9 protein-coding genes and 1 riboswitch are annotated in these 13,376 nt (G+C 71.3%); of the genes, 6 read left to right on the forward strand and 3 right to left on the reverse strand.

Going from position 1 to position 13,376, the window contains the following annotated elements; genetic code table 11:
* Positions 1–52 precede the first annotated feature (52 nt).
* Together ACFXOM_RS02485 and ACFXOM_RS02490 are read left to right on the forward strand one after the other, a co-directional pair.
* The gene (locus tag ACFXOM_RS02485; RefSeq protein ID WP_385036775.1) at positions 53–1,402 is read left to right on the forward strand and encodes an SWIM zinc finger family protein; all 1,350 of its coding nucleotides are present in this window, start codon (positions 53–55) and stop codon (positions 1,400–1,402) included.
* A gap of 15 nt (positions 1,403–1,417) precedes the next feature.
* The gene (locus ACFXOM_RS02490; protein WP_385036777.1) at positions 1,418–3,031 is read left to right on the forward strand and encodes a DUF5691 domain-containing protein; all 1,614 of its coding nucleotides are present in this window, start codon (positions 1,418–1,420) and stop codon (positions 3,029–3,031) included.
* A gap of 409 nt (positions 3,032–3,440) precedes the next feature.
* On the opposite strand, the gene ACFXOM_RS02495 is transcribed toward ACFXOM_RS02490, so the two are convergent.
* Positions 3,441–3,854 carry a cobalamin B12-binding domain-containing protein gene (locus ACFXOM_RS02495; protein ID WP_384939194.1) on the reverse strand — a complete coding sequence of 138 codons (414 nt, stop codon included), beginning with the start codon at positions 3,852–3,854 and terminating at the stop codon, positions 3,441–3,443.
* Positions 3,855–4,193: 339 nt separating this feature from the next.
* Here ACFXOM_RS02495 and ACFXOM_RS02500 point away from each other — a divergent pair, with 339 nt between their 5' ends.
* Both ACFXOM_RS02500 and ACFXOM_RS02505 read left to right on the forward strand, forming a co-directional pair.
* Positions 4,194–5,006: an esterase/lipase family protein gene (locus tag ACFXOM_RS02500; RefSeq protein WP_384939196.1), complete on the forward strand. Its 813-nt coding sequence runs from the start codon at positions 4,194–4,196 to the stop codon at positions 5,004–5,006.
* A gap of 209 nt (positions 5,007–5,215) precedes the next feature.
* The gene (locus ACFXOM_RS02505; RefSeq protein ID WP_385036779.1) at positions 5,216–6,823 is read left to right on the forward strand and encodes a M23 family metallopeptidase; all 1,608 of its coding nucleotides are present in this window, start codon (positions 5,216–5,218) and stop codon (positions 6,821–6,823) included.
* 352 nt (positions 6,824–7,175) lie between these two features.
* Here ACFXOM_RS02505 and pcrA read toward each other — a convergent pair whose 3' ends face one another.
* A complete protein-coding gene (gene pcrA / locus ACFXOM_RS02510) occupies positions 7,176–9,629 on the reverse strand; it encodes a DNA helicase PcrA (RefSeq protein ID WP_384939200.1) in 2,454 nt (817 codons plus the stop codon).
* A gap of 230 nt (positions 9,630–9,859) precedes the next feature.
* A riboswitch (cyclic di-AMP (ydaO/yuaA leader) is annotated at positions 9,860–10,027 on the forward strand.
* Between pcrA and ACFXOM_RS02515 the strand changes: the two genes are divergently transcribed.
* Positions 10,026–11,162: an NlpC/P60 family protein gene (locus tag ACFXOM_RS02515; RefSeq protein WP_384939202.1), complete on the forward strand. Its 1,137-nt coding sequence runs from the start codon at positions 10,026–10,028 to the stop codon at positions 11,160–11,162. Its footprint overlaps the riboswitch before it by 2 nt.
* Before the next feature lie 184 nt (positions 11,163–11,346).
* Here the strand turns inward: ACFXOM_RS02515 and ACFXOM_RS02520 are convergent, their stop codons facing one another.
* A complete protein-coding gene (locus ACFXOM_RS02520; protein ID WP_384939204.1) occupies positions 11,347–11,700 on the reverse strand; it encodes a hypothetical protein in 354 nt (117 codons plus the stop codon).
* Positions 11,701–11,957: 257 nt separating this feature from the next.
* Here ACFXOM_RS02520 and ACFXOM_RS02525 point away from each other — a divergent pair, with 257 nt between their 5' ends.
* Entirely contained in the window at positions 11,958–13,013 is a 1,056-nt protein-coding gene (locus ACFXOM_RS02525; RefSeq protein WP_384943808.1) for an NlpC/P60 family protein, read from the forward strand.
* Positions 13,014–13,376: the final 363 nt, after the last annotated feature.

The raw sequence follows: 13,376 nt of genomic DNA on the forward strand, positions 1-13,376 counted from the left end.
CGAACGGGCAGGTCAGGGACGATTGTCAGTGGCTGCACCTAGCGTCTTCCCCATGAATCAGCAGGGGGTGCGCTGGACGGCGGAACAGGTGCTGGCCCTGGCTCCTGACGCCTCGTCGCGCAAGGCGGGAAGCAAACTCGGCACGCCCGGGCCCTGGTCCGAGGCGGGCTGCAGCGGGTCCGGGGCCGTCTGGGGCCTGTGCAAGGGCAGCGGGAGCAAGCCGTACCAGACGGTCGTGGACACCAAGGGCCCGGCGTACACGTGCAGTTGTCCGAGCAGGAAGTTCCCGTGCAAGCACGCGCTGGGGCTGCTGCTGCTCTGGGCCGGGGGCCAGGAGGCCGTCCCGCCCACCGCCGTGCCGGAATGGGCCGACGGCTGGCTGGCCAAGCGCCGCAGGCGCACGGCGGACGGGGAAGCGGGCGGAGCCGACGCGAGACGGGCCGCCAAGACGGCCGACCCGGAGGCGGCCCGGCGCAGGGCCGCACGGCGTGCGGTCCGGATCACCGCCGGAGTGACGGAACTCGAGCAGAGGCTGGCCGACCTGCTGCGCGGCGGCCTCGCCTCGGCGGAGCAGGCGGGGTACGGGATGTGGCAGGAGGCTGCGGCCCGCATGGTCGACGCCCAGGCACCCGGGCTGGCCGGACGGGTGAGGGAGTTGGGCGCGATCCCGGGATCGGGGGCGGGCTGGCCGGTGCGGTTGCTGGAGGAGTGCGCGCTGCTCCACCTCCTCGACCGCGCCTGGCTGGACGTCGAGCGGCTGCCCGCGCCGCTGGCCGCCACCGTCCGGACGAGGGTGGGGCTGACCGCTCCGGCGGAGGGGCCTGCGGTCAGGGACGAGTGGCTGGTGCTCGCGCAGTACGACACCACCGACGGCAGGGTCACCACGCGGCGCATGTGGCTGTCCGGGCGGAAGAGCGGCCGCACGGCTCTGCTGCTCTCGTTCGGCGCCGCAGGTCGAGCGCCCCAACTCGCCCTGCCCACGGGCGTGATGATCGATGCCGAGCTCGTGCCGCACCCGGGTGCCGGGCAACTACGGGTCGACCTCGGTGCGCAGTTCGGCCCGCCGGCCCCCATCAAGGCGCCGCCGCCGGGCGGTTCCGTGGTGGACGCGCTCGCCGCGTACGCGGCGGCCCTGTGCCAGGACCCGTGGCTGGAGTCCTGGCCGGTCACCCTGACCCATGTCCTACCGGCCCCGGCGGACGACGGCTGGCACATCGTCGACGAGGAGGGTGACTGCGCGCTGCCCGTCACCTCCGCCGCCCTGTCGCGGCCCGGGCTGTGGAAGCTCGCCGCACTGTCGGGAGGCGGCCCGATCACGGTCTTCGGCGAATGCGGCCACCGAGGCTTCACGCCCCTGTCCGCCTGGTCCGACGACACCGACGAGACGGTCGCCCTCACCTGACGCACGGAGGAACCGATGCCCAGCACCACCCGCACGACCGCTTGGGAAGAGCTCGTCAGCTCCGCTCTCCTCGGCACCGAGCGTCGCACCCCACCGGACGCCGTACTGCCACCCGGCCAGGAGGCACCCCTCGCGCTCCTGGACGCGGCCGCACTGAACACGGTGCGCCGCCGGGCCGGACTCCTGCCCGTGGCGGCGGCACGGCCGGATCGGGCACCCCACGACGACCGACGCACCCCGCCGGAGCCCGCCCGCCGCCGGCTCGCCCTGCTACTGGCCGACCGCGGTGCGCCCGCGAGCTCCGGGGGCCGCCGCGGCACGGCGCCCGACCTCACCGAGTTGCTCCCGCAGTGGCTCTCGGCCGCCAACGCGCACGGCTACCGCGCACCCGCCTCGGCACTGCCCGCCTTGCTCGACGCGGCGCGTGCCCGTACCGACCTCCGCCCGCTCGCCCTGCGTTTCGCCGGACCGCGCGGTCTGTGGCTCGCGCGCCTCAACACCGAGTGGAAGTTCGCCCTGCGCGGTACGTCGGGCGGGGCTTCCCTCCCGGCGCCCGAGGACGGCGACGCCGTCCGCCGGCTCTGGGAGGAGGGACTGTTCGCCGAGCGGGTCGCGCTGCTCTCCGCCGTCCGCGCGCACGACCCGGTGGCGGCCCGTGCGCTGCTGGCCGCCACATGGTCCACCGAGCGGGCTGAGGACCGGCTGATGTTCCTGGACTCGCTGCGCACGGGGCTGTCGGACGCGGACGAACCCTTCCTGGAGCAGGCGTTGTCCGACCGCAGTCGCAACGTCCGTGCGACCGCGGCAGAGTTGTTGTCGGCGCTTCCGGGCTCTGCGCTGGCCGGGCGGATGGCCGAGCGGGCCTCGAGCTGCGTCGGGCCAGACCATGCGGAAGGCGGGGAAGGAATAGCCGTCGAGGCGCCTCACGCATGCGATGCGGGAATGCAGCGCGACGGAGTCGTCCCGACGCCACCTTCCGGGCGGGGCGAACGGTCGTGGTGGCTCGGCCAACTCCTCGAGGCGGCGCCGCTGGCGACCTGGCCGGCCCGGCTCGGCTGGCGCACTCCCGAGGAAATCGTGAACATGCCGGTGGCCGACGGCTGGCGCGACGAGCTCCACGCCGCATGGTGCCGGGCAGCGGTGCGGCAGCGGGATCCGGTGTGGTCCCGCGCCCTCCTCGGCTCTCCGTCGGAGCCGCCGTCGACCGGCCCCGGGACAGCCTCCCTGGCGGAACGGGCGACGCTGCTGGCGACGCTGCCGGACGAGGAACGGGCGGCATGGGTCGCGGCGTTCATATCGGCTCACGGGCTGTCCGACGCGTTCCAGTTGCTCGGCGTGTGCGCGGTGCCGTGGGCGGAGCCGCTCGGGCGGTCCGTGGTCGACGCCCTCGACATCGCGCGGGACGCGGGGAGTTACCCGTGGAGCTTCAGCGGCGTCATGGGCCTGGCCGAGCGCTGCCTCGACCCCGCGGAAGCGGAACGGCTCGACCTGCTGACGGCGACACCCGACGAACCGGAACACGGCTCGCCGGGGGCGGGGAGCTACTGGTCCGAGGCTTTCCAGCGTCTGGTCTCGACGCTGCGCCTGCGGGCGACGATGCACACCGAGCTGACTCCGCGAGGGGTGTAGCCCCTGCTCTGGACGACCGGAGCACGGGCGGGTGACGAGGCTGGTGCGGTGCGGCGGTCGGTACGGGCACGGCCGGTGGACAGTGCGGCCCCGGCCGGGGGCGTTGATGCCTACCGGACGAACGGCACGAGCGGACGATCGGGTGGGGCTGCCGACGAGGCAGCCCGAGGGCACGCCCGTCGGGCTGCCCCATCGTTGGAGTGGCGCACCGGCTGCGCGGACGGGCTGCCGCCTTGGGCATACCGGCTCGCAACACGTGGCGTGGCGTGGCACGCCGGGCGCCGGGCGCAATGTCGGGCGGGCCCGCCCCGGGCCAGCCGTCGGCCCCCGTTGCCCCGCGCTCCACGTGGCCCGGCGCGGAGCGCGGGCCCGGCGAGGCCCGGAGCGCGCATCTCACCGGCGGGAGCGATCAGGCGTCGGCGTGATGGCGGACGTTGGCGTTGACCCAGTCGACGATGGACGTCGTCGTGGCGCCTGGCGTGAAGATCGCGGCGACGCCCTTCTCCTTCAGCGGCAGGATGTCCGCCTCCGGGATGATGCCGCCGCCGAAGACCTTGATGTCCTCCGCGTCCCGCTCCTTCAGTAGTTCCAGCACCTTCACGAAGAGCGTGTTGTGGGCGCCGGAGAGGATGGAAAGGCCGATCGCGTCGGCGTCCTCCTGAATAGCGGTGTCCACGATCTGCTCGGGGGTCTGGTGGAGCCCGGTGTAGATGACCTCCATACCGGCGTCGCGCAGCGCGCGAGCGATCACCTTCGCGCCGCGATCGTGGCCGTCGAGACCCGGCTTGGCGACCACCACGCGAATCGGACCGGTCACACCCATCACTGCCTCCACATACCGACTGCGGCGTCGTTGCCGCGGGGTCCCCGTGCCGCGGCGGGCCGGGGAGTGTGAACGAACGTTATCTACAGCATCCCGCAACCAGCCGTTTCACGGTGGACAGCGAGGGGGAAATCACACGTGGGACATTGTTCGCTATGCGTCGTACCCGCGCAGGTCGGCACACAGTCGCATCTGGGGCGATCGCAAGGGAGCCGCCAGCCGGTCGCCGTACCGCTGTGCCGCCAGCCGCCGCGGCACAGCGGTGCGACCTGTCGGCAGCCCCATGAGGGCACACGGGGGACGGAGCCGTCATCCCGTGCGCCGTTCAGGAGGTCGGCCATGGGACTGCTGCCGCTCTTGCGGACGAGGGTGTCGATCGCACTGGTCCGGGCCACCGCCCTTGAGGTGGCCGTCCTCGCCGCCCACCTGGTCCTCTACCCGTCGGGCGTGACGCAGGAGCGCCAGGCCCCGAAGCCGGCACCGACCGACGCCGTCAAGCTCCCGGCGCAGGGCGGTCCACTGCTCCCCGTCGTCATGCTCCACGGCTTCGTCGACAACCGCTCCGTGTTCGTGCTCCTGCGACGCTGCCTGGCCCGGCACGGCTGGAGCCACCTGGAGTCCCTCAACTACTCGCCGCTGACCTGCGACATACGGACGGCGGCGGAGCTCCTCGGTCGGCACGTCGAACAGATCTGCGCGCGCACCGGTCACCAGGAGGTCGACGTCGTCGGCCACAGCCTCGGGGGCCTCATCGCCCGCTACTACGTCCAGCGGCTCGGCGGTGACCACCGCGTCCGCACACTGGTCACCCTCGGCACCCCGCACGCGGGTACGCGCGTCGCGCCCTTCGCGAGCGCCCACCCCCTCGTACGCCAGATGAGGCCGGGCTCCGCGGTGATCGCCGAGTTGCGCCGTCCCGCGCCCGACTGCAGGACCCGGTTCGTCAGCTTCTGGAGCGATCTGGACCAGGTGATGGTGCCCCCCGAGACGGCGCGCCTGGACCATCCCGACCTCGCGGCGCAGAACGTCCACGTGAACGGCATCGGCCATCTCGCGCTGCCCGTCCATCCCGCCGTCGCGACCAGGGTCCGCGAAGTACTGGAGTCGGGTGGTGCGGGACTCGGCGCCACCGGCGCCGCATCGGTGGCCTGAAGTCGAACAAAAGTCGAACATAAGGCCAAGGCTCTGCCTACAGCCCACCGAAACACGGCCGAATGCCCGTTTCCGGCTTCGGTAAAACCAGTGGAAGATTGTCGCCGTCGCATACCGCCGGGTACAGTCGCGCCACTGCTTTGCCTCTGGTGTCTCCGTCACACGGAGCCCAGATCCTGCTCCTGTCTGCCGAGGCGAGAGAGAAGTTGGTGAACGACCAGCACCCCGACGCCGGGTACGCCCCGTACGCCACCGGCAGCTTCGACACCGACCCGCTCTTCGGCACCATGCCGGGCGACTACGAGTCCGGACACAACGGGCACAGCGGCCATTACGACGCATCGCAGTGGACCACGAACTCCACCACGGGCTACGGGGCCTACGGCGTCCAGGCGCACGAGCAGCCGTACCCGCAGCAGTACGACGCAGGCCAGTACGACGCGGGCCAGTACGACACCACCGCTCAGTGGGACGCCAACGCCTGGAACCAGTCGGGGCAGTTCACCACGGACCCGTTTGAGACCGCCGCGACCTCCGTCCCCTACGACGCCACGGGGCAGTGGACGACGACCGGCTACGGGACGTCGTACGACTCGGGCGCCTTCGACGCGACCGCCTGGAACTCCGGTGCCGGCACGACGGATTCGCCCCTTGCGACGGACGCACCCGATGCCACGGCCGTCTACCCGCAGTTCGCCGAGCCCGTCGGACAGCAGGCCGAGCAGGCTTCCGACACCACGGCGTACGCCGACTATCCCGGTTTCGACGCGCACCAGGAACTCGACGGGGGAGTCGCCTCCGAGCAGTTCCCCACCACGGCCGGCTACGACGCCGACATGCCGTCGGATGCCGTGACGAGCGAGGGCCAGGGAAGCGACTACGCATCGGCAGCGGACTCCGACCGCGACTCCGCCTATGACACCGACCATGAGCAGGACTACGGTTACGCCGAGGACTCCGGCCACGAGCCCGATCCCGCACTGGTCGCCGAGGCCGCCACCATCACCGCCCCCGCCGTGGCGCTCTCCTCCTCGCCCGCCACGGCACGCCCCGTCCGCCGAACCGGCGGCAGCCGCGGCCGTCGCCGCACCCCCACCAAGCGCTCCGCCCTGCTCACCGTGGCCGTACCGTCCGCATGCGTGATGGGAGTCGCCGGCGTCGCAGCCGCCTCGGTCAGCGGGCTCACCGGCACCGACGACAAGAAGGACAGCGGCACCGCGGTCACTGCCGCCGACCCGTCGTCCGTGAAGCCGGCAGTCGCGAACAACAAGCTCGACACCCAGCTCGCCGCACTCAGCGCCGACGCCCGCGACTTCGGCGACCGCGCCAGCCGCACGCAGGAACGCATCGACCTCAAAGCCCGCCAGGAGGCGGAACGGAAGAAGCGCGAGGCGGAAGCCGCACGCCGCGAGGCCCTGCGCCCCAAGTTCGCGCTCCCGGTGAGCCAGCACGGACTCAGCGCCTACTACGGCCAGGCCGGCGTCAACTGGATGTCCATGCACACCGGCATCGACTTCCCTGTCTCCTATGGGACCCCTGTGATGGCCGCGACCGACGGCACCGTGCGCACCCAGTGGAACAGCGCGTACGGCAACATGGCCATCGTGACCGCCGAGGACGGTACGGAGACCTGGTACTGCCACCTCAGCAGCACCAAGATCCGCTCCGGCAAGGTCAAGGCCGGCGAAACGATCGCCTTCTCCGGCAACTCGGGCAATTCCACGGGCCCGCACCTGCACTTCGAAGTGCGACCCGGCGGCGGTTCCGCCGTGGACCCGCTGCCCTGGCTGCGCAGCCACGGGCTCAGCCCGACCTGACCGACGCCGGTCCCACGACCACGACGAGGACCGTCGGCCGGCCCGACCGGCGGCAGAGGCCCGGGGCACACTCGTCCCGCCCGTCCCGGTGGCAGTCCGCGTCCTCTGTGGCGCACCCGCACCCTCGCGTCCGGCGCGGCCGGGTCATACGCGTCCCGCCCGCCGTTTCTCCCTGAGACCATGCGCCCCGTTCCCGGACGTCCCCCAGGGCCACCGCACGTCGGCAACGGGGCATCCTTCCGTCGGGGCCCGGCGCCCGTCAGGACCGTCACGCCCCGCGGGCCGGCGCGTCCGCAGGCCGGCGCGTCCGCAGGCCGGCACGACCACGGACCGCGCCGCGAAGCGACTCTCGTCAGAGCTTCTCGACCGGGGCGTACCGCAGCAGCAGCCGTTTCGGCTTGGCGTCCCCGAAGTCGATCGTGGCCTGGGCGTCCGATCCCGAGCCGGTGACCGCCATGACGGTACCCAGCCCGAACTGGTCGTGCGTGACCCGGTCGCCGACCGCCAGCGCGATCACCGGCTTGTCCGTCGTCCGCCTGGTGGCGAAGCCCGAAGGGCCGGAGCGCGCCCGGGAGGACGAGAGCGAGGAGGTGATCCCGGACGTCGGGCCGGCGGGGGCCGCCATGGGACCGGTGCGCTTCCACTGCACGTGCACGTCCGGGATCTCTTCGAGGAATCGGGACGCGGGGTTGTACGCCGGCTGCCCCCAGGCGCTGCGCATCGACGACCGCGTCACGTAGAGCCGCTCGCGGGCGCGAGTGATCCCCACGTACGCCAGGCGCCGCTCCTCCTCCAGTTCCTTGGTCTGGCCGAGTGCGCGCATGTGCGGGAAGACGCCGTCCTCCATGCCGGTGAGGAACACCACCGGGAACTCCAGGCCCTTCGCCGTGTGCAGCGTCATGAGCGTGATGACTCCGCTGCCCTCCTCGTCCTCGTCGGGGATCTGGTCGGAATCCGCGACGAGCGCGACCTGCTCCAGGAACTCGGCGAGCGTGCCGGAGCCCTCCTCGGCTCCGCGCTCCTGCTCGAACTCCAGTGCCACGGCGGCGAGTTCCTGCAGGTTCTCGATGCGCGTCTCGTCCTGCGGGTCGGTCGAGGCCTGGAGCTCGGCCAGGTACCCGGTCCGCTCCAGCACTGCCTCCAGCACGACGGCCGGTCCTGCGCCCGAGTCGACGACGGTGCGCAACTCCTCCATCAACGTGTTGAAGCGCTTCACGGCGTTGGCCGAACGGGCCGCCATCCCATAGGCCTCGTCGACGCGGCGCAGCGCCTGCGGGAAGGTGATCTTCTCGCGCAGCGCCAGCGCGTCGATCATCGCTTCGGCGCGCTCGCCGATGCCGCGCTTGGGGACGTTGAGGATGCGGCGCAGCGGGACGTTGTCCTCGGGGTTGGCGAGGACCCGCAGGTAGGCGAGGACGTCCCGGACCTCCTTGCGCTCGTAGAAGCGCACTCCGCCGACGACCTTGTACGGCAGCCCGACGCGGATGAAGATCTCTTCGAAGACGCGTGACTGTGCGTTGGTCCGGTAGAAGACGGCGACGTCGCCCGCCTTTGCCTCACCCGCGTCCGTCAGCCGGTCGATCTCGTCGGCGACGAACTGCGCCTCGTCGTGCTCGGTGTCCGCGACGTAACCGGTGATCTGCGCTCCGGCGCCCGCGTTCGTCCACAGGTTCTTGGGGCGGCGGCTCTCGTTGCGCTCGATGACGGCGTTGGCGGCGGAGAGGATCGTCTGCGTGGAGCGGTAGTTCTGCTCGAGCAGGATCGTGGTCGCGTCCGGGTAGTCCTCCTCGAACTGGAGGATGTTGCGGATCGTGGCGCCGCGGAAGGCGTAGATCGACTGGTCGGCGTCGCCGACGACGCACAGCTCGGCGGGCTCGAGGTCCTCGTACCCGGTGCCAACGAGCTCGCGCACCAGCGTGTACTGCGCGTGGTTGGTGTCCTGGTACTCGTCGACCAGTACGTGGCGGAAGCGCCGGCGGTAGTGCTCGGCGACGTCGGGGAACGCCTGGAGCAGATGGACGGTCGTCATGATGATGTCGTCGAAGTCCAGCGCGTTGGCCTCGCGCAGCCGGGCCTGGTACATCCGGTACGCCTCGGCGAGCGTCTTCTCGAATCCGTCGGCCGCGCCGTCGGCGAACGTCTCCTCGTCGACCAGCTCGTTCTTCAGGTTCGAGACCTTGGCGCTGAAGGACTTCGGCGGGAACTTCTTCGGGTCGAGGTCCAGGTCTCGGCAGACCAGCGACATCAGGCGCTTGGAGTCGGCCGCATCGTAGATCGAGAACGACGAGGTGAAGCCGAGCTTCTTCGACTCACGGCGCAGGATACGGACGCACGCGCTGTGGAACGTGGACACCCACATGGCGTTGGCGCGCGGGCCGACGAGCTGCTCGACGCGCTCCTTCATCTCGCCGGCGGCCTTGTTGGTGAACGTGATGGCCAGTATCTGACCGGGATGCACGTGGCGGGTCGCCAGCAGATGGGCGATCCGGTGGGTGAGCACGCGGGTCTTGCCGGAGCCGGCACCGGCAACGATGAGCAGGGGTGACCCGGTGTGCACGACGGCGGCGCGCTGCTGCTCGTTCAGCCCCTCGAGCAGCGCGGCCGGGTCCACGACCGGGCGCGGCGCACCGTTGCGGTAGTGGGCGTCCCCGCTGGGAGGCGCGTCGAACGCCCCCTCGAAGAGGTCGTGCGGGACCTCCTCGTGGGGGTGCTCACCATGCTCGTCGTCCTCGGGCGGGGGGGACTCCTCCGACGCCGAGGTGCGCTGGAGATCCGCCAGGAAGCTGTCGTCAAAGAGGCTGCTCATCGCAGTACGAGTCTAGGCCGCCCCGCCGACAACCCGCCGCCGCCTTCCCCACACCGGACGCAGGGAGCGCACACATCAGGCCGACTACCCAGCGTCATGTCTCGGCCACAACACGCCGAGGTCACGGAAATGTATCGGGCAAATCGAACATCCACCTTCACAGCAGCACCACACTTTGGCTAGCGTGCTCGCCCAGGCGATCCGTTCACCATCGGCGACCCACGCCAACCGGGCAGCCTGCGCCGAATTCGACCTCCCTGACGGGAGTTCGGAACCGGGGACCCAACATGCATACGCAACTGGGGTGAATCGGGCCATATTTCGCTCGGCCCGTAGGACAGCCTTCCGATCCGTCCGAACCCGACAGCTAACCCGGTAGGCGGTCCACGGAAGGAGATGCCGACCTTGGCGTCGCATCGCAAGGAGCGCAGTCGACCGCGTACGAACGCCCCCACAGTCGGGTTCACGACGGCCGCCATAGCGGGTGTCTCGCTACTGTCGACCCAGAACGCAACCGCCGAACCCAAGCCGAGCCTCGAAGAGGTCCAGCAGAAGGTCGACGCCCTCTACCGGCAGGCGGGCTCCGCCACCCAGGAGTACAACCGGGCGCAGGAAGCCACCACGAAGCAGCGCCGCGCGGTGGACCGGATCATGGACGACGCCGCCGAGCGCGCGGACGCCCTCAACGAGACCCGGCGCGCCCTCGGTACGTTCGCCGCCGCCCAGTACCGCACCGGTGGGGTCACCCCGACCGCCGCGTTGCTCTTCGCCGACAGTCCGCAGGACTACGTCGACCAGACGCAACTGATGGACCGGATGACCGACCGGCAGCGCAGCGCGATCACGGACTTCGAGACGGAGCAAGCCGCGGCGGCGAAGGAGCGTGCGCGGGCCACCAAGAGCCTGGAGTCGCTGACGGCCTCGCAGGAGTCGCTGCGCACCAGCAAGCAGACCGTCCAGAAGAAGCTCGCCGAAGCGCGGGAGCTGCTGTCGCGGCTGACGGCCGAGGAGCGAGCCCGGCTGGACGAGTTGGAGCAGGAACGCGCGGAGGAAGCCCGCCGCAAGGCAGAGGCGAGGGCCAGGGCGGAAGCCGAGCAGCAGCGCCAGCAGCAGGAGCAGGAGCAGCAACAGGAGCAGAGCCAGGGCGCCACAACGGGCACGGACGCCACCACCGGTACGTACGCCGCGAAGGCTGAAAAGGTGCTGTCCTTCGCCCGGGCGCAGATCGGCAAGCCGTACGTCTGGGGTGCGACGGGGCCCAGTTCCTACGACTGCTCCGGGCTCACCCAGGCCGCATGGCGGGCCGCCGGCGTCGATCTGCCCCGCACCACCTGGGACCAGGTGAAGGTGGGGCAGCGGGTCGCGACGGAGCAGCTCCTCCCCGGCGACCTCGTCTTCTTCTACAACGACATCAGCCACGTCGGCATCTACATCGGCGACGGCAAGATGATCCACGCACCGAAGCCCGGCACCTCCGTGCGCGAGGAGTCCATCTACTACATGCCGATCTACGGGAGCGTCCGGCCGGCCTGATCGTCAGATCGGTTCCCGGGGGGCCACTCTTCACTCTCCCGGGCCTCCCCTCCGGCGCCTCCTCGACGAGAGCGGGCCGGACGGCCGGGCCGATCAAGGTCGGCTCGGCCTCACGGGTCGGGACGAGTGGTCGGGGCGGGACGAGTGGTCCGGTCGGGGCGGGACGGGTGGTCCGGCGATCGGGTCAGGTCCAGAGCGTGGCGATGAAGATGTTCGCCACGGTCAGGCCGCCCACCGTGGCGAACAGTGCCTTGTCCACCGTCTCCTCGTCGCGCTTCACGTACACCAGGCCCAGGATCACCACCAGGATCACCAGCTTGATGCCCACCTTGAGGTTGTTCACCGGCTGGTCGTCCGCCTGGTTGAGCCCCACCAGCACCACGCCCGTCACCAGCATGGTCAGCGCGCCGTGCAGCATCGCGGGCGTGAAGCGCGCCCGTCCCTCACCCATCGCCTTCATCTGGGTCAGGAAACCACCGAGCAGTGCGGCAATACCGATGATGTGGAGAGCGACGAAGACATTGATGAGTACGTCCATGGCAAGGGAGCCTATCCGTATGGTCGGAAAGCGACCCGTGCGGTCCGTCTGTTGCCAATAACAGACATGCCCTCTCTCTTCCCTCATCCCGCGGTCTAGCGTCCAGCCCCAGGTGGCCGACTCCCACCACCGCTCCGCGCACCGGGGCGGCAGTCGGCAGCCCCCGCCGAAAGACCCGGCGGCGGACCGTCGCCCCTGTGCGGTCCGCCGCCGGAACCCGCACCGGCGGCCCCGATCCGGAAGGACTGGCACCACCCGTGGCAGCGCACCGCAAGCCCAGGCAGCGAAAGCTCGCCGGACCCGCCACCCGCTTCTCGGCCCTCGCACTCGCCGGAGCCGCGACCGCCACCGCCTTCGAAGGGTCCGCGCAGGCAGAACCCCACCTCACTGCGGACGAGGTGCGCGCCAAGGCCGACAGGCTCTACGAAGAGGCGGAGCGGTCGACGGAGCAGTACAACGGTGCGAAGGAGAAGGCGGACGCGGCGCGGACCACGGTGGACGAGCTACGGGACGAGGCGGCCCGGCGCACGGAACGACTCAATGCCTCCCGGAACGACCTGGGCTCCTTCGCCACCGCGCAGTACCGTGCGGGAGGCATCGACCCGGCCGTCCAGCTCGCGCTCGTCTCCGACCCCGCCGGCTATCTGGCGGGGGCGGAGCTGGCCGAACGCGTCGGGGCGCGGCAGACGACGACGATCAGCAGGATCCGACACCAGCTCCGGGAGATCGCCCAAGTGCGCGCGGAGGCGTCCGAGCTGCTGGCCGAACTCGCGGAGCAGCAGGCTGAGCTGGACCGCCATCGCACGGTGATCCGGAAGAAGCTCGCGGCAGCCCAGTCCCTGCTGGCCCGGCTCACCTCCGAGCAGCGGGCGGCCTACCGGGCCGGCGACGGTGCGGCGGTGGCCCGCGCGGACCGCGACACCACCCGCCCCGACACATCCGCACCGCGCGTCCCCGCGCCCAACTCCCGTGCGTCACAGGCCGTCGACTACGCCTACGCAGCGCTCGGGAAGCCGTACGTGTGGGGCGCGACAGGCCCTTCGGCGTACGACTGCTCCGGGCTGACGCAGGCCGCCTGGCGCTCGGCGGGCGTCTCCCTCCCACGGACGACGTACACCCAGATCAACGCGGGACGGAGCGTTTCCCGGTCCCAGCTCGCCCCGGGAGACCTGGTCTTCTTCTACTCCGGCATCTCCCACGTGGGCCTCTACATCGGCGGCGGCAGGATGATCCACGCCCCCCGTCCCGGGGCGCCGGTCCGGATCGCGTCCATCGACGACATGCCGTACGCCGGGGCGACGCGGATCGCGTAGCCCCGGAACAGTCCCGCACAGGCTCCTGCGGCGGGGCCGGGGCAACGGCTTCCGGCCCGTCGACCCGGGCCCGGGCCTCCATCCCGCGGCGCGGGTGCACGGCGAAGAGCCCAGCCCGGAGCCGCCCGGCTCTTCGGATCGGTGATGCGGGGCGAGTACGCAGCGAGCCCGGGAGTGGGGCAAGTACGCGGCGAGCCCGGAAGTGAGGATCCGGTCCCCGCTTCCCCCGGTCGTCGACGTCGAAGACGGGTCCGCTCGTCGACGTCGAGGACGGGTCCGGTCGTCGCCCCAGGGGCACCCGGACCTCGCCGGGCGTGCCGGACGTACGCCCGGGAAACCGCCGTCGTGTCCGGCGCCCGCAGG

The sequence above is a fragment of the Streptomyces sp. NPDC059169 genome (genome assembly GCF_042755225.1).
Lineage (GTDB): Bacteria > Actinomycetota > Actinomycetes > Streptomycetales > Streptomycetaceae > Streptomyces.

Bases quoted from the DNA above. Each gene is read 5' to 3' on its own strand.
- ACFXOM_RS02485 (WP_385036775.1), top strand. From the start codon at position 53: ATGAATCAGCAGGGGGTGCGCTGGACGGCGGAACAGGTGCTGGCCCTG.
- ACFXOM_RS02490 (WP_385036777.1), top strand. From the start codon at position 1,418: ATGCCCAGCACCACCCGCACGACCGCTTGGGAAGAGCTCGTCAGCTCC.
- ACFXOM_RS02495 (WP_384939194.1), bottom strand. From the start codon at position 3,854: ATGGGTGTGACCGGTCCGATTCGCGTGGTGGTCGCCAAGCCGGGTCTC.
- ACFXOM_RS02500 (WP_384939196.1), top strand. From the start codon at position 4,194: ATGGGACTGCTGCCGCTCTTGCGGACGAGGGTGTCGATCGCACTGGTC.
- pcrA (WP_384939200.1), bottom strand. From the start codon at position 9,629: ATGAGCAGCCTCTTTGACGACAGCTTCCTGGCGGATCTCCAGCGCACC.
- ACFXOM_RS02515 (WP_384939202.1), top strand. From the start codon at position 10,026: ATGCCGACCTTGGCGTCGCATCGCAAGGAGCGCAGTCGACCGCGTACG.
- ACFXOM_RS02520 (WP_384939204.1), bottom strand. From the start codon at position 11,700: ATGGACGTACTCATCAATGTCTTCGTCGCTCTCCACATCATCGGTATT.